The sequence below is a fragment of the uncultured Alsobacter sp. genome (genome assembly GCF_945952055.1).
In the GTDB taxonomy this organism is placed as follows: Bacteria; Pseudomonadota; Alphaproteobacteria; order Rhizobiales; family Beijerinckiaceae; genus Alsobacter.
This window is the reverse complement of the sequence record NZ_CAMFHB010000011.1, coordinates 15,228-39,307: the sequence shown is the minus strand read 5'-3', so window position 1 is coordinate 39,307 and position 24,080 is coordinate 15,228. Positions and strand designations below refer to the sequence as shown.

General features: G+C 68.7%; 22 protein-coding genes. 3 read left to right on the top strand and 19 right to left on the bottom strand.

All coding sequences use genetic code 11. The features are described 5' to 3' along the window. Positions 1-441: 441 nt before the first annotated feature. The 9 genes from Q0Q47_RS10660 to ccoN form a co-directional block, all read right to left on the bottom strand. Positions 442-1,188: a glucose 1-dehydrogenase gene (locus tag Q0Q47_RS10660; RefSeq protein WP_293858650.1), complete on the bottom strand. Its 747-nt coding sequence runs from the start codon at positions 1,186-1,188 to the stop codon at positions 442-444. A 116-nt stretch (positions 1,189-1,304) separates the two neighbouring features. Further along, the gene (gene ccoS / locus Q0Q47_RS10655; protein WP_293858647.1) at positions 1,305-1,457 is read right to left on the bottom strand and encodes a cbb3-type cytochrome oxidase assembly protein CcoS; all 153 of its coding nucleotides are present in this window, start codon (positions 1,455-1,457) and stop codon (positions 1,305-1,307) included. Continuing rightward, positions 1,454-3,697 carry a heavy metal translocating P-type ATPase gene (locus tag Q0Q47_RS10650; RefSeq protein WP_293858644.1) on the bottom strand — a complete coding sequence of 748 codons (2,244 nt, stop codon included), beginning with the start codon at positions 3,695-3,697 and terminating at the stop codon, positions 1,454-1,456. Before Q0Q47_RS10650 ends, ccoS begins: the two co-directional genes overlap by 4 nt. Positions 3,698-3,725: 28 nt before the next feature. After that, positions 3,726-4,271 carry a FixH family protein gene (locus Q0Q47_RS10645; RefSeq protein WP_293858641.1) on the bottom strand — a complete coding sequence of 182 codons (546 nt, stop codon included), beginning with the start codon at positions 4,269-4,271 and terminating at the stop codon, positions 3,726-3,728. Then, positions 4,268-5,743, bottom strand: coding sequence for a cytochrome c oxidase accessory protein CcoG (ccoG, locus tag Q0Q47_RS10640; protein WP_293858638.1), 1,476 nt, complete (start codon positions 5,741-5,743; stop codon positions 4,268-4,270). The genes Q0Q47_RS10645 and ccoG overlap by 4 nt, the downstream gene beginning before the upstream one ends. 292 nt (positions 5,744-6,035) lie before the next feature. Further along, complete coding sequence (gene ccoP / locus Q0Q47_RS10635; protein ID WP_293858635.1) at positions 6,036-6,911, bottom strand: cytochrome-c oxidase, cbb3-type subunit III; 876 nt, start codon at positions 6,909-6,911, stop codon at positions 6,036-6,038. A gap of 4 nt (positions 6,912-6,915) precedes the next feature. Beyond that, the gene (locus Q0Q47_RS10630) at positions 6,916-7,065 is read right to left on the bottom strand and encodes a cbb3-type cytochrome c oxidase subunit 3 (RefSeq protein WP_293858632.1); all 150 of its coding nucleotides are present in this window, start codon (positions 7,063-7,065) and stop codon (positions 6,916-6,918) included. Positions 7,066-7,076: 11 nt separating this feature from the next. Further along, positions 7,077-7,811, bottom strand: coding sequence for a cytochrome-c oxidase, cbb3-type subunit II (ccoO, locus tag Q0Q47_RS10625; RefSeq protein ID WP_293858629.1), 735 nt, complete (start codon positions 7,809-7,811; stop codon positions 7,077-7,079). Between the two features lie 12 nt (positions 7,812-7,823). Further along, positions 7,824-9,482 carry a cytochrome-c oxidase, cbb3-type subunit I gene (gene ccoN, locus Q0Q47_RS10620; RefSeq protein ID WP_293858625.1) on the bottom strand — a complete coding sequence of 553 codons (1,659 nt, stop codon included), beginning with the start codon at positions 9,480-9,482 and terminating at the stop codon, positions 7,824-7,826. 397 nt (positions 9,483-9,879) lie between these two features. On the opposite strand from ccoN, the gene Q0Q47_RS10615 reads away from it, so the two are divergent. Beyond that, positions 9,880-10,797, top strand: a complete 918-nt coding sequence (locus Q0Q47_RS10615) for a DMT family transporter (RefSeq protein WP_293858622.1) — start codon at positions 9,880-9,882, stop codon at positions 10,795-10,797. A gap of 43 nt (positions 10,798-10,840) precedes the next feature. Further along, positions 10,841-11,932: an ATP-dependent RecD-like DNA helicase gene (locus Q0Q47_RS10610; RefSeq protein WP_293858619.1), complete on the top strand. Its 1,092-nt coding sequence runs from the start codon at positions 10,841-10,843 to the stop codon at positions 11,930-11,932. Between the two features lie 49 nt (positions 11,933-11,981). On the opposite strand, the gene Q0Q47_RS10605 is transcribed toward Q0Q47_RS10610, so the two are convergent. The 5 genes from Q0Q47_RS10605 to Q0Q47_RS10585 all read right to left on the bottom strand — a co-directional run bounded on the left by Q0Q47_RS10605 (position 11,982) and on the right by Q0Q47_RS10585 (position 18,565). Beyond that, entirely contained in the window at positions 11,982-12,959 is a 978-nt protein-coding gene (locus tag Q0Q47_RS10605) for a D-2-hydroxyacid dehydrogenase (RefSeq protein WP_293858616.1), read from the bottom strand. Between the two features lie 99 nt (positions 12,960-13,058). Next, the gene (locus Q0Q47_RS10600; protein ID WP_293858613.1) at positions 13,059-13,526 is read right to left on the bottom strand and encodes a hypothetical protein; all 468 of its coding nucleotides are present in this window, start codon (positions 13,524-13,526) and stop codon (positions 13,059-13,061) included. 219 nt (positions 13,527-13,745) lie between these two features. Beyond that, the gene (locus Q0Q47_RS10595) at positions 13,746-15,296 is read right to left on the bottom strand and encodes a SpoVR family protein (RefSeq protein ID WP_293858610.1); all 1,551 of its coding nucleotides are present in this window, start codon (positions 15,294-15,296) and stop codon (positions 13,746-13,748) included. Beyond that, on the bottom strand, positions 15,293-16,597 hold the full coding sequence (locus tag Q0Q47_RS10590; protein ID WP_293858607.1) for a YeaH/YhbH family protein: 1,305 nt from the start codon (positions 16,595-16,597) through the stop codon (positions 15,293-15,295). Before Q0Q47_RS10590 ends, Q0Q47_RS10595 begins: the two co-directional genes overlap by 4 nt. A gap of 21 nt (positions 16,598-16,618) precedes the next feature. Continuing rightward, positions 16,619-18,565 carry a PrkA family serine protein kinase gene (locus Q0Q47_RS10585; RefSeq protein ID WP_293858604.1) on the bottom strand — a complete coding sequence of 649 codons (1,947 nt, stop codon included), beginning with the start codon at positions 18,563-18,565 and terminating at the stop codon, positions 16,619-16,621. A gap of 334 nt (positions 18,566-18,899) precedes the next feature. On the opposite strand from Q0Q47_RS10585, the gene Q0Q47_RS10580 reads away from it, so the two are divergent. Beyond that, on the top strand, positions 18,900-19,442 hold the full coding sequence (locus Q0Q47_RS10580) for a DUF924 family protein (RefSeq protein WP_293858601.1): 543 nt from the start codon (positions 18,900-18,902) through the stop codon (positions 19,440-19,442). Here the strand turns inward: Q0Q47_RS10580 and prmB are convergent, their stop codons facing one another. From prmB to Q0Q47_RS10555, 5 genes are all read right to left on the bottom strand, one after another. Further along, complete coding sequence (gene prmB, locus Q0Q47_RS10575) at positions 19,443-20,363, bottom strand: 50S ribosomal protein L3 N(5)-glutamine methyltransferase (protein ID WP_293858598.1); 921 nt, start codon at positions 20,361-20,363, stop codon at positions 19,443-19,445. Between the two features lie 108 nt (positions 20,364-20,471). Continuing rightward, the gene (locus Q0Q47_RS10570; protein WP_293858595.1) at positions 20,472-20,981 is read right to left on the bottom strand and encodes a MarR family winged helix-turn-helix transcriptional regulator; all 510 of its coding nucleotides are present in this window, start codon (positions 20,979-20,981) and stop codon (positions 20,472-20,474) included. A gap of 89 nt (positions 20,982-21,070) precedes the next feature. After that, a complete protein-coding gene (locus tag Q0Q47_RS10565; protein ID WP_293858592.1) occupies positions 21,071-21,352 on the bottom strand; it encodes a hypothetical protein in 282 nt (93 codons plus the stop codon). Further along, positions 21,349-22,545, bottom strand: a complete 1,197-nt coding sequence (locus Q0Q47_RS10560) for a geranylgeranyl diphosphate reductase (protein WP_293858589.1) — start codon at positions 22,543-22,545, stop codon at positions 21,349-21,351. The genes Q0Q47_RS10565 and Q0Q47_RS10560 overlap by 4 nt, the downstream gene beginning before the upstream one ends. Continuing rightward, positions 22,538-23,896 (bottom strand): BCD family MFS transporter, encoded by a 1,359-nt coding sequence (locus tag Q0Q47_RS10555; RefSeq protein ID WP_293858586.1) that lies wholly within the window; start codon positions 23,894-23,896, stop codon positions 22,538-22,540. The genes Q0Q47_RS10560 and Q0Q47_RS10555 overlap by 8 nt, the downstream gene beginning before the upstream one ends. Positions 23,897-24,080 lie beyond the last annotated feature (184 nt).

Here is a 24,080-nt window from a genome sequence, read left to right as displayed (position 1 = left end):
CGGGCGCGCCGCGTGGGGCCATTGACATGGTGAACGAAATGTAAACGCAAACGGTGGCCCCCGGAAGGCGGCGAGCGCTGCCGCAGGCGCCGGTCCACAGCCAATCGGTGCCGAAGTGCGAATGAAATCAGAGACCTACCGCACAACCTGTGGGTAGTGACATGCTGCATCTCGCCACTTGATCAAGGTGGAGCCCGGATGCGCCGAAATCATGTCCCGCGGCCGCGATGTGCGAAATCGCACATCGCGTCGGCGAGCGGCGGCCTAGTGTCTTTCACATGACGAGGGGCCAGCCCTTCGCCAGACCTGACGACCCCTGACCCCCTTCGCCCCGCCGGACCCGACCCGTCCGCGGGGCTTTCTTTTTGTCCCGGAGGCAGAAACGCGGACTCCTTCCCCGGCACGGGCCGGGAGCGCAATTGCCCCCTTCCGGAGCTGGCCTCAGATGCAGCGCCCGCCGTCGACCTGCAGGACTTCGCCCGTCACCATCTCGGCATCGTCCGAGCACAGGTAGACGGCGGCCTTGGCGATGTCGTCGGGGGTGGACAGGCGTCCCCACGGGATCGAGGCGCGGAAGGCCGCCCGCTTTTCCGGCGTGTCCTCGCCCATGAAGGTCGCCAGCAGCGGCGTCTCGCCCGCGACGGGCGCGATGGCGTTGACGCGGATCCGGTCCGGCGCCAGTTCCACGGCCATCGACTTCGACATCAGGTTCACGGCGCCCTTGGAGGCGTTGTACCAGGTGAGCCCGGGCCGCGGCCTGATCCCCGCGGTCGAGCCGATGTTGAGGATCACGCCGCCGCCCTGCCGCCGCATGACCGGCACCGCGGCCCTGGCGAACAGGTAGATCGACTTCACGTTCACCGCGAACACGCGGTCGAACTCCTCCTCGCCCACGTCGAGCATCGGCTGGTTGCGGTGGGAGATCCCGGCATTGTTGACGACGATGTCGACGCGGCCGTGGCTGTTGAGCGTCGTCGCGACGCAGGCCTCGACATCGGAGGCCTTGGAGACGTCGCACTGCAGCGCCAGCGCGTCACCCATGCCCCTGGCCACGGCGCGCGCCTTCTCGATGTCGATGTCGACGACCGCGACGATCGCGCCCTCCCGGGCGAAGGTCTCGGCGATACCCTGCCCGAAACCCTGTCCAGCCCCCGTCACGATCGCGACTTTTCCGTTCAGGCGTCCCATCCGCGCTCCTCCACAACGAGCCCTCTCGCGGCAGCCGGATGCGGCCCGACTCCCTGGCGCCTATTCTTAGGGTGTCGCGCGGAAAAGGGGGAACGCGAATCCGACGGTTGGTCCGCTCAGTCCTTGCGGATGTCGTCGTCGTCCAGGATGCGCGCCCCGGCCCCGTCCAGATCGTCGTACTGGCCGCTCTTCAGCGACCAGAGGAACGCTCCCAGGGCGGTCAGGCCCAGGGCGAGGGCGATCGGGAGGAGGTAGACGATGACGTTCATGCCGCCACCGTCGCCCCGCGGCGCGCCGGGATCAAGCCCGGAGCCGCAGACGGCGCGCCCGCCGTCCGGCCGGGCCGGGCGCGAAGCGCGTTGATCGTGACGATGATCGACGAACCGGACATGGCCGCGGCGGCGATCAGCGGCGTGACGAAGCCGGCGATCGCCAGCGGAACCGCCACGAGATTGTAGAGCACGGCGAACCAGAGGTTCTGCCGCATGATCGCGACGGCGCGCCGCGCGATCGACACGGCACCGGCCACCGGCGCCAGGCGGTCTCCCAGGAAGAGGCCGTCGGCCGAGGCCTGCGCCAGGTGGGCCGCGGTGACCGGGGAGAGCGACGCGTGCGCCGCGGCCAGCGCGGGCGCATCGTTGAGGCCGTCGCCGACCATCAGCACGCGGCGACCCTCGGCCGCCATGGCCTCCAGCGCCGCAATCTTGTCGGCCGGCTTCAGGCCGGCGCGCCAGGCGTCGATGCCGAGCGCGGCCGCGGCGGCGGCGACGGGCCGTTCCCTGTCGCCCGACAGGATCGCCAGGCGATAGCCCCGCGCGGCGAGGCCGCGAACGACCTCGAGCGCATCCGGCCGGAGCACCTGATGGAGCAGGATCACGGCCTTCCGTCCGCCCCAGGCGCAGGCCATGACGGTCGCGTCGGGATGCTCGCGCAGAGCGGCCTCCGCCTCGGCCTCCGCGCCGCAGAACGCGGCGCTGCCGAGCCTTGCCTCCGTGCCGTCGACCAGGGCGCGAACGCCATGGCCGGCTTCCTCGACAACGGCGTCGAGGGGGCGACGGCCGCGCGCCTCGCCGCGGATGGTGGAGGCAAGCGGATGGCGGCTCGACACAGCGAGCCTGCCGGCGAGCGCCAGGAGGTCGGCCGGGATCGCGGCGGCATTGGCGATGCGCGGCTCCGGCGTCGTGAGCGTGCCCGTCTTGTCGAAGACGATCGTGTCGCACTCCGCCATGCGCTCGATGGCGTCGCCGGCCTGCAGCAGCACCCCCGCCTTGAAGAGGTGGCCGGACGCCACGACCTGGGTCGCCGGAACGGCGAGCGCGAGGGCGCAGGGGCAGGTGATGATGAGGACCGCGATGGCGGTGATCAGCGCGTCGTGCAGGCCGGCGCCGGCCATGGCCCAGCCGATGGCCGTGAGCAGGGCCGTGAGGTGGACGATCGGCGAATAGATGCGGGCCGCCCTGTCCGCGAGGCGGAGATAGCGCGAGCGGGCCGAGGACGCCGTTTCGACGAGCCGGTTGATCTCCTGCAGCAGGGTGCCTTCCGCCGCCGCGGTGACGCGCACGGTGAGGGCGCCGGTGACGTTCACCGTGCCGGCATAGACGAGCGATCCGACGTCCGCCGTCTCGCGCATCGTTTCGCCGGTCACGAGGCTCGCGTCGACCTCCGACACGCCGGCGACGACTTCGCCGTCCACCGCGAGCCGGTCGCCGGGGCGGACCAGGACGAGGTCGCCCGGCTTCACCGCCTTGACCGGCAGTTCGCGAACGCCGCCGTCGGCATCGAGCACGGCGGCTGTGTCGGCGCGCAGGGCCAGCAGGTTGCCGGCCACCGCACGCGTCTTGCGGCGCATCACCTGGTCGAGCACCCGCCCGAGCAGGAGGAAGAACAGCAGCATCACGGCGCTGTCGAAATAGGCGTGGTGGGCGTGATGGGCCGTCTCGTAGACCGACATGCCCAGCGCCAGCGACACGCCCAGCGTGATGGGCACGTCCATCGTCATCGAGCGGTTGCGGATGGCCCGCGAGGCGTTCCGGAAGAACGGCTGGCCGGCAAAGGCGGCGGCCGGCAGGGCGATCAGGGCCGAGACCCAGTGGAACAGGTCGCGGGTCTCGTCCGAGATGTCCGTGACGTTGCCGGACCACACCGAGACCGACAACAGCATGATGTTCATCGCGGCGAAGCCGGCGACGGCGAGGCAGCGGATGAGGAAGCGCATTTCCTCCGCCTCGACCTGCTCCTCGCGCGACGGCTCGAACGGATGGGCCTTGTAGCCGAGCTCCTCGAGGCGCGCGACGACGGCGGCCGGCTCCAGCGCGTCCGCGGTCCAGTCCACCGCCAGGCGGCGGTTGGTGTAGTTGAGGCGTGCACGGCCGAGCCCGGGAATGCCGGCCAGGCCGTGCTCGATGTCGCCGATGCAGGCGGCGCAGGTGATGCCCTCGATCGCGAGATCGAGGTGGCTGGTTCCATCCGGCTTGCGCTCGACGAGCGCGGAGTAGTCGATGCCGGCCATGATCCCCTCCCGGGACAGCCTTCCCCCGTCAGTGCAACTCGATGCGGTTGCGGGACTCGAACTCGGTCGGGCCGCCCTCGCCGAAGAGGACGACCACCTCCCACACGCCCACGCCGATCCCGTCGAGCTCCGCCGTGTAGCGGCCGGCCCCGCCCGGGGCGATCGCCGTCTCGCGGTCCAGCCGCTTGTCGGTCGGGCGCTCGAAGCGGACGACGCCGGTCAGGTCGGTGATGGCCCGGCCCGCCTTGTCCCTGGCCTCCACCGAGACGGACACGTGTCCGTCATCGGTGCGCTGCACGCGCGCGTCGACGCTCCAGCCCAGCGCCGCCTGCTGCCTGGCCGCATCGAGGCGGGTGTTGTAGGCGAGGCCGTTCTTGTAGGGCGTCTCGCTCTCCACGCCGCTGAAGGTCGTGATGGCGATGCGCATCATGACCACGTTGACCGCCAGCACCACGGCGAAGAACAGCGCGAACATGACGATGACGTGCTTGCCGGTGAGCCGGAAGCCGTTGCGGCCGGCCGGCGTTTCAGGCTCGCGCAGACGGGCACCGGCAAGGGACAGGCGCTGGGTCATGGGGCACTCCCGGATCCGTGGAAGAAGTCGTTGGCCGAAGCCGTGGCGCCGCTCACCACGTCGGTGAGGCGGAAGCGGATGGAGCGGTCGACGTCGCCCGCGCTCCTGGGCACGGTGACGAGGACGCGCAGCTCGCGGGTCTGGTCGGGCCCGACCTCGAGAAGGGCGGAGCGCTCGGCCATGTGCGGCAGGCCCGCCACCTCCATGGTCGCGTCGGCGAGGCCGATCAGTTCCAGGCGGAAGGGACGGGTCTCCAGCGTCTTGTTGCTGAGCCGGACCGTGAAGGCATTGCGGATCGAGCCGTCGGCCAGCCGCACGAACAACGGATTGCGGTCGTGCAGGGCGCTGACGTCGAGCGTCGTGCGGGTGAGCATCTGCCAGCCCATGAAGCCGCCGACGAGGGCGATCAGCACCACGTAGAGGATGGTGCGCGGCCGGACGATCTTGATGACCGGTTCCTGGCGGTCGATGCGGCGCTGGACGTTGACGTCCGTGTCGTAGGCGATGAGCCCCGTGGGACGGCCGATCTTGGCCATTACGTTGTCGCAGGCGTCGATGCACAGGCCGCACTGGATGCAGCCCATCTGCATGCCGTCACGGATGTCGACGCCCGTCGGGCAGACATTGACGCACTGGTTGCAGTCGACGCAGTCGCCCACCGTCTCGCCGCGCGCGCGGGCGGCCTCGGCCTTCTTCACCGACAGGCGCGGCTCCCCGCGGTCGTAGCGGTAGGTGACGTTGAGCGCGTGCTCGTCCGTCAGCGCCGCCTGGATGCGCGGCCAGGGGCACATGTAGAGGCAGACCTGCTCGCGCATCCAGCCGGCCAGCGCGTAGGTGGTGAAGGTGAGGATCGCGATCCAGACATAGGCCACCATGGGCGCCTGGAAGGTCGCGAGTTCGCGCACCAGCGTGGGCGCGTCGGCGAAGTAGAGCACCCAGGCGCCGCCGGTCCACCAGGCGATCATCAGCCACAGGGTGTGCTTGAGGACCTTCTCGGAGATGCGCTCGAGATCCCAGCGGCCGCTTTCCGCCTTGCGGATCTGCGTGCGGCGGTCGCCCTCGATCAGGCGCTCGACGGCGTAGAAGAGATCGGTCCAGACCGTCTGCGGGCACAGGTAGCCGCACCACATGCGGCCGGCCACCGCGTTCATGAGGAACAGCATGAGGGCCGCCAGCACCAGGAGGCCCGTGACGTAGTAGAGCTCCTGCGGCCAGATCTCGACGAAGAAGAAGTAGAAGCGCCGGTTGCCGAGGTCGAGCAGGATCGCCTGGTCGGGCGCGTTGGGGCCTCGGTCCCAGCGCAGGAACGGCAGGAAGTAGTAGATGCCCAGGGTGACGACCAGGATGATCCACTTGATGGTGCGAAACGTCCCCTTCACCGCGGCCGGATAGATCTCCTTGCGCGCGGCATAAAGCGGGACGTCGTCGACCTCGGACTGGCCGGCCGGAGCTGGCCCCTCGACGCTGGACATGATCGAACCTTCGGAGAGATCGGGGGGAAGCGGGAGTTCCGGCGCTCTCCGACGCCGGAACTCCTGTCGTTGCGCATCATCTTGGTCCGCCAGCCGGTATCCACCTGGCGGGATGATGCTTGGTCTTCCGCATCATCTTGTCCGCCAGCCGGTATCCACCTGGCGGGATGATGCTCGGTCTTCCGCATCATCTTGGTCCGCCAGCCGGTATCCACCTGGCGGGATGATGCTTGGTCTTCCGCATCATCTTGTCCGCCAGCCGGTATCCACCTGGCGGGATGATGCTCGTGGCCTACTTGCCGCCGCTGAGCGTGTGCACGTAGACGGTCAGGGCCTTGATGGTCGCCTCGTCGAGGCGGCCGTTCCACGCCGGCATCACGCCGCCGCGGCCGTTGGTGACGGTCTCCTCGATGGTCTTCTGGTCGCCGCCGTAGAGCCAGATGTTGCTCGTCAGGTTCGGCGCCCCGACCTCGGGGTTCCCCTTGCCCTGCTCGCCGTGACAGGCGGCGCAGTTCTCGGCGAAGATCTTCGCGCCCTTGGCCAGGTCGGCGGCACCCTCCGGCTTGCGGCCGGACAGCGACACGACATAGGCGGCGACCACGGGGATCTCGTCCTTCTTCAGCAGGCCGTCCTTGCCGAAGGCCGGCATGTTGCCCTGCCGGGACTCGGCGTTCTCGTTGCGGATGCCGTAGGTGATGGTCTGCTGGATGTTCTCCAGCGTGCCGCCCCACAGCCACTGGTCGTCGACGAGGTTCGGGAAGCCCTTGCTGCCCGCCCCGCCCTGCCCGTGGCACGGCGCGCAGTTGTTGCCGAACGCGGCCTTGCCGACCGCGCGGGCGATTTCCTGCAGCTCCGCCGACTTCTCGATGTCGGCGGGAGAGGTCTTGGCCAGCGCGGCGACCTTCTCGCCGCGCAGCTGGTTGAGGGCGGCCATGTCGGATTCGATCTGGTCGCGGCTCGCGTAGCCCAGCACGCCCTTGGTGAAGCCGGAGACGAGCGGCAGCGCCGGATAGGCGATGACGTAGCCGATGGCCCAGACGATCGTCGCGTAGAACAGCCACAGCCACCAGCGCGGCAGCGGCGTGTTCAGTTCGTGGATGCCGTCCCAGTCGTGACCGGTCGTGCTGACGCCGGTCAGGGAGTCCACCTTGTTCTGCTCGGCAGCCATCGGATCAGTCCTTCTCGAGCGGAAGATGAGCGGCCGTGTCGAACTCGTCCTTCTTCCTGGGATTGAGCGCGTAGATCAGGACCATGACGAACAGGGCCACGAAGCCGACCGTCCCCCAGGTCTGTGCGAAACCTGCTGCGGATTCATAGGTCATGGGGGAGCTCCTCAGCGGACGTTGGCTTTGCGGTCGTAGGTCTTGAAGTCGACCAACGTGCCCAGCATCTGCAGGTAGGCGATCAGCGCATCCATCTCGGTGATGGCGCCCGGATTGCCGTCGAAGTCGCGGGCCAGCGCCTTGGGATAGCGCTTGGCGAGATCGGCCGCGCCCGGGTCGTCCAGCGTCGCCTGCGCGACGATGTCCGTTCCGGCCTTGGCGATCATGTCGTCGCTGTAGGGCACGCCCAGCAGCTTCTGGGTCCGCATGTCCTCGGCGATGTGGTCGGCGTCGAGCTTGGTCTGCGCCAGGAAGGGATAGCCCGGCATGATCGAGGTCGGGACGACCGAACGCGGGTTCACGAGGTGCGCGCGCTGCCACTCGTCGGAGTACTTGCCGCCGACGCGGGCTAGGTCCGGACCCGTGCGCTTCGATCCCCACTGGAAGGGATGGTCGTACATGCTCTCGGCCGCCAGCGAGTAGTGGCCGTAGCGCTCGACCTCGTCACGCAGCGGACGGATCATCTGCGAGTGGCAGTTGTAGCACCCCTCCCGCACGTAGATGTTGCGGCCGGCGAGCTCGAGCGGGGTGTAGGGACGAACGCCCTGCACCGTTTCGATGGTGCTCTTCAGGTAGTAGAGCGGGGCGATCTCGACGAGGCCGCCGATGGCGACCACGAGGAGGATGCCGATGATCAGGATGATCGAGTTCTTCTCGAAGACCTGGTGCTTGGCCCAAACGGACATGTGCTTGCCCCCTTACTCGGCCGCGACCAGCTGGGGACGTGCCTCCGGCTCGACCGCGAGGTCGGTCGCCGTGATCGTCTTCCAGATGTTGTAGGCCATGATGAGCGCGCCGAGGACGAAGAGTCCGCCGCCGAGGGCGCGAATGACGTAGAAGGGATGCATCGCCTCGGTGGTCTCGATGAACGAGTACTCGAGGAAGCCGCGACCCGTGTAGGAGCGCCACATCAGTCCCTGCAGGATGCCGCTGACCCACATGGCCGAGACGTAGAGCACGATGCCCAGCGTCGAGACCCAGAAGTGCCAGTTGACCAGCTTCAGGGAGTAGAGCCGCGAGCGGTTCCACAGCCACGGCACCAGGCAGTAGATGGCGCCGAAGGAGATGTAGCCGACCCAGCCGAGCGCACCCGAGTGCACGTGGCCGATGGTCCAGTCGGTGTAGTGGCTCAGCGAGTTCACCGCCTTGATCGACATCAGCGGACCTTCGAAGGTCGACATGCCGTAGAAGGCGAGCGAGACGACCATCATGCGCAGCACGGGGTCGGTCCGCAGCTTGTCCCAGGCGCCCTGCAGCGTCATGAGGCCGTTGATCATGCCGCCCCAGGAGGGCATCCACAGCACGACCGAGAACACCATGCCGAGCGTCTGCGCCCAGTCGGGCAGCGCCGTGTAGTGCAGGTGGTGCGGGCCGGCCCAGATGTAGATGAAGATCAGCGCCCAGAAGTGCACGATCGACAGCCGGTACGAGTAGACGGGGCGGTTGGCCTGCTTCGGCACGAAGTAGTACATGATGGCCAGGAAGCCAGCGGTCAGGAAGAAGCCCACCGCGTTGTGGCCGTACCACCACTGGACCATGGCGTCCTGGACGCCCGACCAGACGATGTAGGACTTCGGCGAGAAGAGCGACACCGGAACCGTGGCGTTGTTACCCAGGTGCAGCATCGCGATGGTCACGATGAAGGCCAGGTAGAACCAGTTCGCCACGTAGATGTGGGGTTCCTTGCGCTTCCAGATCGTGGCCAGGAAGACGAGCAGGTAGACGACCCACACCACCGTCAGCCACAGGTCGGCGTACCACTCGGGCTCGGCGTATTCCTTGCCCTGGGTGATGCCGAGCAGGTAGCCCGTGCCGGCGATGACGATGAAGAAGTTGTAGCCCAGGATCACGAACCAGGGCGCGATCGTGCCGGCGAGGCGCGCGTGGCAGGTGCGCTGCACGACGTAGAAGGACGTCGCCAACAGCACGTTGCCGCCGAAGGCGAAGATCACCGCCGACGTGTGCAGCGGCCGCAGGCGGCCGAAGTTCGAGTAGGCGAAGTCGAAGTTCAGCACGGGATAGGCGAGCTGCAGGGCGGCGATCAGGCCGACCGTGAAGCCCGCGATGCCCCAGATCACAGCCGCCACGGTGGCGAACTTGATCGGCCCGTAGTTGTAGTTCGGGCGCCCGTTGATCTCCTGCGGCACCGGCTCGGCAGACCGCGCGAAGTAGGTGTTGAAAATCGCGAACACCGCCGCGACGCTACCCGCCGCGAACAGGTAGGCATGAAAGGCGTAGGCCGGCGTATAGGCCTTCGCCGCAATGATGATCGTGAGGACGGCGAGGGCGGCGAAGGCGATGACACTCCCGCCCTCCCCGATCGTCATCGTCTTCCGAATGGCCGCTGGTTGCGCCATGACTGTCCCCTTCGACTTGCCCCTTCGAACCGGCACCCGGTCCGCCCGGCTCTCCGCAAATTCCACCGGCAACCTACGCGGCCCGCTGGGGGCGGTAAGTCGTGTGATTGCGGATGATCACTTGGCGCACGGTTGGGGATCCCGGCGTTGACGAGGATCAACTCCCAACCCGGAGGGCTGCAGATATGGGCGGTTTCAAGCGATTTAACGTGGGAAATCCGTGATTCAGGCCGCCGGCAAGCAGCGGACTCCGCAGGTCTTTTGGCGGCGGGTTCGACGAAAGGACGAGAGGCTCCTCGGGTACACTACGGACCTCCGAAAGTCGGGCATGCGGCGGCAGCAGGTCCGCCGCGGCTCGAATCGCGGTAGACGGCTGATTGGCAGGGAGGAGATCGTGGTGTCGGGTTCCGACAGGGATGGCCGGGGCTATCTCGCTGGCGCGGCTTTCGCGCTGGCGGCAGGCACCATGTGGAGCTTCGGCGGCATCACGGTGCGGCTCGCGCCCTCGTCCGACAGCTGGCAGTACCTGGTGTGGCGCGCCATCGGCCTCCTCGTGGCCACGGAGGCCTGGAGCCTCATGCGGGGCCAGGGCCTGCTGCTGGCCCGCTTCCTGCGCGGCTCGTGGATCGACCTGGTGGCCGCGACCGCCCTGGCGATGGCGGCGATCACCTTCGTCTTCGCCCTCAAGGCCACGAGCATCGCCAACGCGAACTTCCTCGCCTCGATCACGCCGCTGATCAGCATGATGCTGGCGCTTCCCATCCTGGGCGAAAAGCTGAGCCTGGTGTCGGTGGCCGCCATCGGGCTGGGCATCGCGGGCCTCGTCGTCATGGTGGGGGGCGACTTCGGCCACGGAAGCCTCCTGGGGGACCTGGGCGCGCTCGGCTCCTCGGTGGCCTTCGCGGTCTACTCGATCTGCGTGCGGCTCGATCCGAAGCGCGATTTCACCGCCGCGATCCCGGCCTGCGCCGTCATCCAGATCGTCGTCTGCGCGGCCGTCACGCTGTCGGCGGGCCGGCCGCTGGTCACGCCGCCGCAGGACATGGCGATGGCGCTGCTGCACGGGGCCGTGTTCATCGGCCTCGGCATCCCCCTGTTCAATCTCGCCGCCCCCCGCGTGCCGGCCGTGGGGCTCGTCGTGCTCGCCCAGACCGAAACGGTGCTGGCGCCGCTGTGGGGCTACCTGTTTCTTGGCGAGACCCCTGCCGTGACGACGCTGGCCGGCGGCGGCCTGATCCTGTCCGGCGTGATCCTCACCGCCATCGCGGGGGCGAGAAGCGCCTCGACGGGGCGGGGCGGCCCGGTCCAGAACTGACGGCACGGCTCGCTCGCCCCCGAATCGGCCCCCCGGACGCGCAATGGACTGGTCACCGCAACAGCAAGACGCACTGACGGCCGTGGCCGCATGGCTCAAGCGCGGAACGCCCCAGGTGTTTCGCCTGTTCGGCTTCGCCGGCACGGGCAAGACGACGCTCGCCCGGCACTTCGCCGAGGGGATCGACGGCGAGGTGGCCTTCGGCGCCTTTACCGGCAAGGCGGCCCACGTGCTGCGCAGCAAGGGCTGCGAGGGCGCCTCCACCATCCACAGCATCATCTACCGGCCCGCCGCGGTGGAGAGCGAGGAGCCTTCCTTCGTCATCAACCGCGACAGCACGGCCGCCAAGGCCGACCTCATCATCATCGACGAGTGCTCGATGGTGGACGAGGACCTGGGTCGGGATCTCCTGTCCTTCGGCACGCCGGTCCTCGTCCTGGGCGACCCGGCGCAGCTTCCGCCGGTGAAGGGCGGAGGCTTCTTCACCGACCACGAGCCCGACGTGATGCTCACCGAGGTCCACCGGCAGGCGCGCGACAATCCCATCATCCGCATGAGCATGGCGGTGCGCGCGGGAGAGAGCCTGGACTTCGGCGATCACGGCGAGAGCCGCGTGATCCGGCGTCGTGACATCGACGCGTCCGCGGTGCTGCAGACCGACCAGGTTCTGGTGGGCACCAACAAGACGCGCCGGCTCTACAACAAGCGCATCCGCGAGCTGATGGGCTTCCGCGATCCCATGCCGGCGGCGGGCGAGAAGCTGGTCTGCCTGCGCAACGACAAGAAGAAGGGCCTGCTGAACGGCGGGCTCTGGGTGGTCAAGCAGTTGCGCGAGCCCCTCAAGGGCATGGTGCGCATGACCGTGGTGCCGGACGAGGACGGCGCCCGCAAGGGCGTGAAGGTGAAGATCCTGCGGGAGTTCTTCGAGGGGGGCGACGAGGAGATCCCGTGGCTGGTGCGCCGCGAGTCCGACGAGTTCACCTACGGCTACGCGCTGACCGTCCACAAGGCCCAGGGCTCGCAGTGGGACGACGTGGTGCTGTTCGACGAGAGCTGGGCCTTCCGCGAGCACCGCGCGCGCTGGCTCTACACGGGCCTGACCCGCGCGGCCGAGCGGGTCACCGTGGTGGTCTGAGCGGACCCGGGACGGCCATCGACCGCGTGCACCCCCGCGACGGCACCGCTCACACGATGCCGTTCACCAGGTCGGTCCGCCCGGCCCACAGCCGATCCAGGTTCTCGAGCAGGAGATCCACGACGTTGTCCTCGTAGCGGCGGGTCTCGCCGGCGGAATGCGGCGTGACGAGGACGTTGGGCAGGGCCCAGATCGGAGACGTGGCGGGCAGCGGCTCGTCGTGGAAGCAGTCGAGCCCCGCGCTCGACACCGTGCCGGATGCGAGCGCCGCCAGCAGCGCGCCCTCGTCGACCACCTTGCCACGGGCGACGTTGATCAGGATGGCGCCTGGCTTGAGCGCGGCGAAGGCGGCCGCGTCCATCAGGTTCGTCGTCTCCGGCGTCAGCGGGCAGGTGAGCACGACCACGTCGGCCTGCCCCAGCGCCTCGGCGAGCCGCGCCGTCGGAAGCACCGCGTCTGCGACGCCCAGCATCGGCGTGGCATCCCGGCGCACGCCCACGACGCGCATCTCGAAGGCCTTGGCGTGGGCCGCCAGGCGCTGGCCGATCCGCCCGAAGCCGACGATCGCCATGGTCTTGCCGCCGAGCTCGTCCTCGCGCCGGGTCCGGTCGCCGATCATCGGACGCCATTGCGCCTGGGCCTGACGGTCCCGGCCGAGATGCAGGTGCCGCGTCAGGGCAAGCAGCAGCGCCATGGCGTGCTGGGCCACGGCCTTCTCGTTGCTGCCCTGCCCGCTCGCGAGGCGCAGGCCCCGCGCGGCGAAGGCCGGCTTGTCGTACTGGTCCGTGCCCGCGCTGATCGACTGCAGGAAGCGCAGGCGCGGGGATCGTGCCAGGTAGTCGTTCTTCCACAGGAACGAACAGACAAGCACGTCCACGTCCGCCAGCCGGGCCTCGAGCTCCGCGGCCGTGCCGACCTGGAAGTGGTCGATGCCGGTGCCGCGCGCCGCGAAGGCATCCGCCATGCGGTAGGCGACATGGGCGAACCCGATCGTCAGTCGATCGCGGGGCGGCAGGAGCACGGTCATCGGTCGGATCCTCTCACGGTCCCGACCGGTTTAACCCGCCAGCGCCACGCGGCAAAGAGCGGCTGGCGTGGCGCCGGCGCGTGGCCGGCGCCACGAGTCTCAGCCGAACACGAAGGCGAGCGCCGGGGCCGCCACGATGGTCCCCACCGCCAGCATCAGGGCCGTGTCGTAGCGCATCATCGGATTGGCGATGCGGCGCACCGACTTGCCGACCTTCCCCGACGCCATGCTCCAGCCGTTCATGCAGGAGCACATCAGCCGGTGCGCGTCGTCCTCGCTGATCTCGAAGAACGTCATCGCATCGCCGAGGCGATCGCCGGCCAGTCCTTCGGCGCGGAGCATGGGATCCGCGAAGGCGACGGCGATCGGACTGTCGGGCGCCCGCATCAGCGGACGCTCGGAAGGCGCCTTGAGCTCGATCTCGCCCAGCGACCGCAGTCGCCGTTCGGGATCCTGCTCGAGCAGTTCGGCCCAGCGCTCCAGCCGCTGGCGCCGCGTCATCGGCTGCTTTTCGGATACGCGCACGTCCGCAAGGTCGCGGAGTTGTTCCACGCTCTTGTATTCCATGGATCGTTCTCCCGGGTTCAGGGACGACTCCGGCCTCCGGTCTCCCGGATCCGTCGCCGCGCCTCGGACAGTGCCCCCTTCCCCATCGCCGATCGTTCGATCGCCGATTGCATCGCCGGTGAATGAGGGGCGGCGCCTCCGGGAGACGGAAGCGGCGGTCGCCCCGGGATGGCGCGCCCGTGCGGCGCGCCTGCCGGCCGGTCCGCGAGAGGCTGTGCCCTACTGCGCGGACCTCTGCGGCGCGGCCCTGTGCTCCTTGAGCACGACCCCGCTCGCAGTATCGATTTCCTTCAGCAGCACGTCGTAGCTCCACAGGTCCGCCAGGTGCTGCAGGACCCGGCCCGTGTCCTCCGATTCCAGCAGGATCCGGTTGACGACGTTGTGGTGAAGAACGAGCCGACGGTCGCCCGCGAGGTCGACGTCGACGATCTGGATGTCCGCATCGAGCCAGGCGACGTCGTACTGGCGCGCCAGCGCGGAGCGGATGCGGCGATAGCCGCGCTCGTCGTGGATGGCCTCCACCCGCAGTTCGGACTCGTTGCTGTCGTCCAGGATGTGGAACATCCGCCATTTCCGGATCAGGGCGGGCGAGAGGAACTGCAGGACGAAGCTCTCGTCCCGGTAGTTCGCCCACACGTCCCTCAACACGGCCTCCGGCTCGCCGTTCCCGGCAAAGTCGGGAAACCAATGCCGATCCTCGGCCGTCGGTTCACGGCAGATTCGCTCGATGTCGCTCATCATCGCGAAACCGAGCGCGTAGGGGTTGATGCCGTTCCAGCGCCGGTCGTTGTACTGCGGCTGGAACGTGACGTTGGTGTGCGAGTGGACGAACTGGAGATAGTCCCCGTCGCCGATCTGCCCGCGCTCGTGCAGCCGGTTCATGATGCGGTAGTGCACCCAGGTGGCGCAGCCTTCGTTCATGAGCTTGGTCTGGCGCTGGGGATAGAAGTACTGGGCGATGAGCCGGACGATGCGCAGGATCTCGCGCTGCCACGGCGGCAGGCGCGGCGCGCTCTTCTCCAGGAAGTAGAGCAGGTTCTCCTGCGGCAGCTGGAGCAGGGCCCGGCGCATGTCCTCGGTGGTCGGCGCCCCCGCCTCGCCCCGTTGCGCCGGCACGGTGCGCCACAGGTCGTTGAACATCTGCTCCTCGTGGGCCCGGCGCTCGCGCTCGCGCTTCTCCTCGCTGCGCAGGTCGGGCTTCGAGCGGCGCGGATAGCGGTGCACCGCATGGCTCATGAGGGCGTGGGCGGCATCGAGCACGCGTTCCACCTCGCGGTGGCCGTAGCGCTCCTCGCAGTCGGCGATGTAGCCCTTGGCGAAGTCGAGATAGTCGAGGATGCCGTCGGCATCCGTCCACTGCTTGAACAGGTAGTTGTTCTTGAAGAAGTGGTTGTGGCCGAAGGCGGCGTGGGCGATCACCAGCGCCTGCATCGTCGCCGTGTTCTCCTCCATGATGTAGCAGATGCACGGATTGGAGTTGATGACGATCTCGTAGGCGAGGTCGCCCAGGCCCTGGCGGTAGATCGTCTCGTGCTGGGCGAAGTGCTTGCCGAAGGACCAGTGCTTGTAGAACAGCGGCATGCCCGACGACGCGTAGGCGTCGAGCATCTGCTCGGCGGTGATCACCTCGATCTGGGTCGGATAGGTGTCGAGCCCGAGCTCCTTGGTCGCGATGTCCTCGCAGGCCTCGTTGATCCGCCGCAGCGTCTCGAAGTCCCAGTCCGCTCCGCGGAAGAGCAAGGTGCCGGCTGGATCGGGCCTCGGGTTCACGGAGCGGACCTCGCTTCGGATCGCTTCTGGAAGAGCTCACGGAACACGGGGAAGATGTCGCGGCGATGGCGGACCTTGCGCATGCCGAACGGCGCGCCCTCCTGGCGCAGGGCGTCGTAGGTGCGCCACAGGTCGCTCGGGCGGCTTCCCAGGCCCAGCGAGGACGGCTCGTCCTCCGTGCCGACCTCGAGATAGGCGAAGTACTGGCACACCGGCAGGATCGCGTTCTGCAGCAGGTCGCCAGTGCGCTCCTTGTCGTTGGGCGCGTTGTCGCCGTCCGACGCCTGGGCGGCGTAGATGTTCCAGTCGTTCGGCCGGAAGCGTTCGGCGACGATGCGGCGCATCTCCTCGAGCGCGGTGGACACGACCGTTCCACCCGTCTCGGTGGAGTGGAAGAAGGTGTCCTCGTCCACTTCGGCCGCCACGTGGGTGTGGCGGATGAAGACGATCTCCACGTGCTTGTAGCGCCGCTTCAGGAAGATGTAGAGCAGCGCGTAGAAGCGCTTGGCGAGGTCCTTCATGGGCTCGGTCATCGAGCCCGACACGTCCATGAGGCAGAACATCACCGCCTGCGCCACGGGCCGCGGATAGGGCGAGAACTGCCGGTAGCGCAGGTCGATGGGATCGATCCACGGGATCCGGCGGCGCCGCTGGTCGAGCACCGCGATCCGCTCGCGCACGAAGGCGAGCCGCACCGGGTCGGCCGCGCTGGCCTCCAGCGCCTCGGCCTCGCGCTCGAGCTCCAGGAGCTCCTCGCCCTTCGGACGCTTCAGCGCGATGCGGCGTGACAGGCTGTTGCGCATCGTGCGCAGCAAGGCGAGGTTCGCCGGCGAGCCCGACACCGAATAGCCGGCGCGGCGCCACTCCACGTTCTCGATGCCCTCGACCTTGCGCTTGGCGAGGTCGGGCAACTCGAGATCGTCCAGGAAGAGGTCCAGGAACTCGTCCTGCGACAGGGCGAAGCGGAAATCGTCCTCGCCACCCCCGTCCGGTGCGCCCTCGGCCCCGCCACGGCCACCTCCGCCACCGGGGCGGGCGATCGTGTCGCCTTCCACGAAGTCGCGGTTGCCTGGGAGCACCATGTCGCGCTTGCCGCCCTGTGAGGAGCGGCGCAGCGTGGGCTCACGGACACCGTCGGAGGGGATCGAGACATCCCCTCCCTTCTCCATGTCCCTGATGCCGCGATCGCGCGTTTGCTCGCGCACGGCGCGGCGCACCAGGGCCTGGGCTCGCCGGAGGAACCGCTGGCGGTTCTCCAGGCTCTTGCCCCCGGGATTCAGACGTCGGTCGACGATGTGCATGGACGCTCGCTGCAGGCCGGATCAGCCGGCCTGCTTCACCCGCATGTACCACTCCACCAGGCGGCGGACCTGCCGCTCGGTGTAGCCACGATCCATCATCCGCCGCACGAACTCACCGTGCTTCTTCTCGCTGTCGCTGTCCTTCTTGGAGCCGAAGCTGATGACCGGCAGCAGTTCCTCCACCTGGCTGAACATGCGCTTCTCGATCACCTCTCGCAGCTTCTCGTAGCTCGTCCAGGACGGGTTGCGACCGCCGTGGCTGGCGCGGGAGCGCAGCGCGAACTTCACCACCTCGTTGCGGAAGTCCTTCGGATTGGCGATGCCGGCCGGCTTCTCGATCTTGGTGAGTTCCTGGTTGAGGAGCTCGCGGTTCATGAGCTGGCCGGTGTCGGGATCCTTGAAGTCGACGTCCTCGATCCAGGCGTCGGCGTAGTCGACGTAGCGGTCGAACAGGTTCTGGCCGTAGTCGTGGTAGCTCTCGAGATAGGCCTTCTGAATCTCGTGGCCGATGAACTCCGCGTAGCGCGGCGCCAGCTCGCCCTTCACGAACTCCATGTAGCGCTTCTCGATCGCCTCCGGCAGCTGCTCGCGCCGGACCGTCTGCTCGAGCACGTACATGAGATGCACCGGGTCGGCGGCGATCTCGGTGGTGTCGTGGTTGAACGTCGCGGCCAGCACCTTGAAGGCGAAGCGGGTCGAGATGCCGTCCATGCCCTCGTCGACCCCGGCGGAGTCCTTGTATTCCTGGAGGGAGCGGGCACGCGGATCGACCTCGCGCAGGCTTTCGCCGTCGTAGACGCGCATCTTGGAGAAGACGTTCGAGTTCGGATGCTCGCGCAGGCGTGACAGCACGGCGAAGCGGGCCAGCATCTCGAGCGTCGCCGGCGCACAGGGGGCCGGTGCGAGTTCGGAGCCGCGGATCAGCTTCTCGTAGATCTTCTGTTCCTCGGTCGCGCGCAGGCAGTACGGCACCTTGATGACGTAGATGCGGTCGATGAAGGCCTCGTTGTTCTTGTTGGTCTTGAAGCTCTGCCACTCCGCCTCGTTGGAGTGGGCCATGACGATGCCCTGGTAGGGGATGGCGCCGATGTTCTCGGTGCCGACGTAGTTGCCCTCCTGCGTCGCGGTGAGCAGGGGATGCAGCATCTTGATCGGGGCCTTGAACATCTCGACGAACTCGAGGATGCCCTGGTTGGCCCGGTTCAGGCCGCCGGAGTAGCTGTAGGCATCTGGATCGTTCTGCGAGAGCAGCTCGAGCTTGCGGATGTCGACCTTGCCGACCAGCGACGAGATGTCCTGGTTGTTCTCGTCGCCGGGCTCCGTCTTGGAGATGGCGATCTGCCGCAGGCGCGAGGGACGCAGCTTGACGACCTTGAAGCGGGTGATGTCGCCGTCGAACTGGTCGAGGCGCTTCACGCACCAGGGGCTCATCAGGCCGGTGAGGCGGCGGCGCGGGATGCCGTAGCGTTCCTCGAGCTTGGCGCCCATCGTCTCCGGATCGAACAGGCCCAGCGGGCTCTCGAAGATCGGGCTGACCTCGTCGCCGGCCTTCAGGGCGTAGATGGGGTGGACCTCCATGAGGGCCTTCAGCCGCTCGGCCAGCGACGACTTGCCGCCGCCCACCGGTCCCAGCAGGTAGAGGATCTGCTTGCGCTCCTCGAGCCCCTGCGCGGCATGGCGGAAATAGGCGACGATCCGCTCGATCGTCTCCTCCATCCCAAAGAACTCGGAGAAGGCGGGGTAGGTCCGGATCGTCCGGTTCATGAAGATGCGGCCGAGCCGCGGATCGCGCGAGGTGTCGACGAGCTGCGGCTCGCCGATGGCGGCCAGGATGCGCTCGGGCGCGCTGGCAAACATCATGGGGTCGTCGCGGCACCCCGCGAGATAGTCCGCCAGGGACATCTCGATCTCGCGGCGGGCCTCGTAGGTCTTTGCGAAGCTCGCAAAGAGGTCGGTCTCGGGAAACATCTCGTTCCTTCCGAATCTCGCCCAGCCCAGGGACAACCGTCAGGCCGGTAAAGGGTTGCGTCAAGTCGTAACGCTGTGATTACGGCTTAGTACCCACTCGTTGGCAGCACAGCGGAAGCGCTGCTAACGTAAACGAGGGTCCGACGACTTCCGCATGCGCATGCATTCGGCGGTCGGCGACCATGCCCTACCCAATTCACAATTTAACGTTTGTGTGTGTGGATTAGTCTCCGTCTCCATGAGTATGGGGTACGAACGTTCGAAGACATCAGGCGTCACTCATTCGTGATGCCGCGAGGGACCATGCAAGGACCTCGCCAACCGGAGCCTGCGCATGACAACACCGGCCGACGTCATCCGTTTCTGGAGCGATGCGGGCGAGGACCGCTGGTTCCGCGCCGACCCTGCCTTCGACGAGAGCTGCCGGCGCGCGTGGCGGCACGTGTGGGAGGATGCGCGGGCGGGCCGTCTCTCCACGTGGGAGGAGACCCCGGAGGGCGCGCTCGCCCTCGTTCTCCTGCTCGACCAGATGCCCCGCAACATGTTCCGCGGCACGCCCGAGACCTACGCGACGGATGCTGCCGCCAGGGGCGTCGCCGAGCGGGCCATCGCGCGCGGATTCGACGCACGCGTCCCGCAGCAGCTCAAGCGGTTCTTCCACCTGCCGTTCATGCATGGCGAGGACCTCGCCGCGCAGGACCGCTCACTGGCGCTGGCCGAGGCGGCAGGCGATCCCGACGGCGTCAAGTGGGCGCGGCATCACCGCGACATCGTGGTCCGGTTTGGACGCTTCCCGCACCGCAACGCCATCCTGGGCCGCCCCTCGACGCCGGAGGAAGTGGCGTGGATGGCCGAGGACGGGGCGTTCAAAGGCTGATCAGGCGCCGCCCAGATCCCGCGCCGTGATCCAGAACACCTCGGCCTCGCTGTCGGCCGTGTCCAGCCACAGGAAGGGCAGGTCCGGATAAGCCTCTTCCAGGCGCTCGCGCCCGGTGCCGATCTCGCACAGCAGGCCGCCGCCGGGCATCAGGTGGGCGGCGGCGCCATCGACGATGCGGCGGACCAGGTCGAGCCCGTCCTCGCCGCCGTCCAGCGCCATGGCGGGCTCGTGCCGGAATTCGGGCGGCAGCATGCCCATCACCTCGGCATCCACGTAGGGCGGGTTGGTGATGATGAGATCGTACAGGCGGCCGGCCACGGGCGCGTAGAGGTCGCCCTGGTGCAGCCGGATCCGGTCCGCGTGACCGCTCTCCTCGACGTTGAGCCCCGCGACGGCGAGGGCATCAGGCGAGAGGTCCACGGCGTCCACCTCGGCCTGGCCGAAGATCATGGCCGCGATGATGGCCAGGCATCCCGATCCCGTGCACAGCTCGAGCACCGAGCCGATGGCGGCAGGATCGGGCACGAAGGTGTCGTCGCCGTGGCGGAAGGCGTCGGAGAGCAGCAGCTCGCCCAGGAACGACCGGGGGACGATGACGCGCTCGTCGACCCGGAAGGGGATGCCCTGGATGTAGGTGCGGCCGAGCAGGTAGGCGGCGGGCTTGCGCGTGGTGACGCGAGCCTCCACGAGCTCGGCCAGGCGAAGGCGCTCGGCCGGCAGGAGGCGGGCGTCGAGATAGGGTTCCAGCTGGTCCACGGGCAGGTTCAGCCCTTCCAGCACCACGAAGGCCGCCTCGTCGAACGCGTTGGTCGTGCCGTGCCCGTAGACGAGGCCCGCGGCATTGAACCGGCTGACGGCATAGCGCAGGCAATCGCGCACGGTGAGCAGGACGTCGGCGGCTTCGGCGGGCGTGGGCAAGGGTCGGCTCCGGGCTTGGTCTTCGCGCGCGCACTCTGGCCGCGCCGGCCCGCCGAGGCAATGGCCTGCGATGCGGCGACCGGCCGCGAGCGGCGCGCCGCCGCCGTCCTAGCCGCCCGTGTCCTGTGGCTCGCCACGGGGCCCGAGCCGCGCCATGAGATGGCGGATCACGCGGTCGAGGGCGGCGAGGTCGCGCGGGTCGATGCCGTCGACGATCTTGCGCTCGTAGGCCAGCGCCATCGGCACGATCGTCTGGTAGATGGCGCGGCCGCGCGGGGTGAGCGACAGGAAGGCTTCGCGCCGGTCCGTTTCGTTGGCCCTGCGGACCAGGAGGCCGTGCTCCTCCAGCGACACCACCGTGCGGGAGACCTTGGCCTTGTGCATGCGGCTGTGCAGGCCGATGTCCTTGGCGGTCATCTCCGGGATCTCGCCGAGCATCGCCATTACGCGCCACTCGGGGATCGTGATGCCCACCGTCTCGGAATATTCGTGCGACAGTCCTTCCGCGACGCGCTGCGCCAGGACGTTGAGCCGGTACGGCAGGTAGTCGTCCAGCCGCAGGGCCGGGAGGCCGGCGGCCGGCCTGTCCTTGTCGCTGCTCGTGGCGGGAGGATTCATGCGCGCTTGGTTCCCCGGGGGCGGCTCGAGACGCCATCGGGCGGAGTTTGGGCGTGAATGTCAACGTCGGCCTGTGGAAGGCCGCGCCTTCAGGCCCGGGACGCGAGCCAGCGCTGTCGAAGATCCATGAGATGCGCGGCGAAGGAGCCGGAGAGCCCGGCGGCCATCCAGGTCCACGGCCCGCCTGCGATGCAGGCGCGCAGCGCCAGGACCAGACATCCCGCCGACACCAGCGACCAGCCGAGGCCGCGAAATGCGGCGAGCCTGCCTCCGGCCCGTCCCGCGACGGCGAGCAGGAGACCTTCGGCGATCACCATCGCCAGGACGAGATCGACGGCGGCGCCGCTTTCGAAGAAGCCGGCGACGGTCACGTCGAGGCGAAGCCGAACAGGTGCGCGAGGTCCTTGAAGAAGATCCGGACGTGGGCCACCGGATCCTTGCGGACGAGCTCCTTGTTCATGTAGCTCTCCCAGGTCAGGCGCTGCACGTCCTTGTCCTTGCAGATGCTCACGAATTTCTCGCGACGCCGATCGCTGCCGTACCAGAAGTACTGCATGATCCCCAAGATCCAGAACACGCGGCCGTGGGCCTTCATGAAGCGGCGGCGCGCCTGCGCGAGGGCCAGCCCGTCGCGCGTCGCCAGGAAGGTTTCCCCGGCATCGGCCGCGAGGCGCCCACCCAGCATGGCGTAGTAGATGCCTTCGCCGGAGGCGGGAGCGACCACGCCCGCGGCATCGCCGGCGAGCAGCACGTCCTTGCCGTTGTCCCACTTCTTCAGCGGCTTCATCGGGATCGGGGCGCCCTCGCGCCGCACGGTCACGCTGCGGTCGAGCCCGGTGGCGGCGCGCAGGTCGCGTACCGCCGTGCGTAGGGAGAAGCCCTTGTGGGCGCTGCCCGTGCCGATGCTGAGCGTGCCGCCATGGGGGAAGATCCAGGCGTAGAAATCGGGCGAGAGCCAGCCCTGGTAGTAGACGTCGCACCGGTCGGCGGCCACGTCGCCCTGCCCGCGCTCGGGGGTGCGCACGATCTCGTGGTAGGCGAACACGCACTTGACGTTCTCGCCGCCGGGAACCTCCTGCGCCGCCACCTGGGACCGGGCTCCGTCCGCCCCGATGACGAGGCGGGCCCTCAGCACCGCCATCGGCGCATCGGATGCCGCGCCCTTCGGCCGATAGTGCACCAGCACGACGCCCTGCTCGCGCGTGATGTGCTCGTAGGTGCCGGTGACGCGCTGCGCCCCGCTCACCGCGGCCCGCTCGCGCAGCCACTCGTCGAAGTGCTCGCGATCGACCATCCCGACGAAGCCGTTGTCGATCGGCATGTCCACCCGGTTGCCCTTGGGCGAGATCATGCGCGCGGCGGCGATCTTGGCCACCAGCAGCGAATCGGGGATCCGGAAGTCGCGGATGGCGCGGGGCGGGATGGCGCCGCCGCAGGGCTTGATGCGCCCGGCGCGGTCGAGCAGCGCGACGGATCGGCCCGCCAGGGCCAGATCGTTGGCGGCGGTGGCCCCGGAAGGCCCTCCGCCCACCACCACGACGTCGTAAACAGTGGTGTCAGCCATGGCTGGCCTCCGCGACAGGGCGTCCTAGAGGCGAACGGGAGGCGACGGCCCTGGCAGGCGCGCCATCCCGGGTGGTCGTTCCGATGCGCATGGCCATCCAGGCGCTGGCGGCGAACAAGGCGGCCTCGGCCAGGAACACGAGGGCGTAGGCGTCCGCCGGCGTGTCGGCGATGCGGCGCGCGACGTCGACGGCGACGGTGCCGGAGAAGCCCCCGAGCCCGAAGGCCAGCGCCTGCGCCGCGCCCCACAGGCCCATCCGCGTGCCTTCGCGCGAACCGGATCCGGATCCCGCCAGGCCCATCATCGAGCCGATCGCGGCGACCGCGAAGGCGCCGTTGGCGACGCCGAGCGCGAAGACGGCCGGGCGCAGCGGGAAGTCGGGGCCGACCCAGGCCCCGCCGGCGATGGCGGCGAGCGCCACGGCGGAGGCGAGGCAGCCGCCCACGGTCCAGAAGCGCAGCGATCCGAGCCAGCGGCCGCCGATTCCCGACCCGGCGACGCCGACGAGGATCATGCCGGCGAGCACGCCGCCATGCTGGACGCCGGCGAGCTTGGTGGTCGTGCCCACCGACATGCCGAAGACGATGCCGGCATAAGGCTCGAGGATCAGTTCCTGGGCGCTGTAGGCCAGCATGGACACGAAGACGAAGATCGTGAAGCGGCGCGCCTGCGGCTCGGCCCAGACCTGCTTCAGCGCCACGAGGAAGGGCGGCTTGGGTGCGGCCGCCGCGGCGGACGCGGTCGGCGCCACGGCGGGCCCTTCGATTCCGGCGACGGCGAGGCACGCCACGACGAAGGCGATGGCTGCGACGACGCCGGTGACCTCGACGAGGCGCATGGGCGTGAAGGGATCCAGGAAGTGGCCGGCCGTGGGTGCCGTGACCGCGAAGCCGGCGATCATCATGACCCAGACGACCGTGGCGGCCGCGGCCCGGCGCTTGGGATCGACCTTGGTCGCCAGCAGCACGAGAAGCGATGTCCCGGCCGCCCCCACGCCCAGTCCGACCAGCGTGAACGCCACCACCGCCACCGCGACGCCGAGCATCGGATTGTTGGCGGCCAGCGCCGTGGCGAAGGCCGCACCGACGCCGCCGATCGCGAGCGCGGCCATGCCGCCGACGATCCAGGGCGTCCGCCGCCCGCCGACGTCCGAGCCGTAGCCCCAGCGCGGGCGCAGCACCTGCACCCCATAATGCAATGCGACGAGCGCGCCGGGCACGACAGCCGGCAGCGCGAGTTCAACCACCATGACGCGGTTGATCGCCGAGGTCATGAGCACGACGATGGCGCCCAGTGCGGTCTGGACGAGGCCTAGCCGCACGATCCCGAACCATCCGAGAGCCTGGGTCATGGTGTCGCCTCCGCCGCGCGCTTCGCCAGGGCCGATCGCTCGTCCCAGGCCACGCTAAGGCCGGAGGAAACCGACTGTCAATCAATCTTGACACTTGCGAGCGACAAGTCCCTTCGCAATTCCGCGCGGAGCCACGCTGCGCCCTTTGCACGAGCCACGATATGGCCCGTCCCCCAACCTCCTC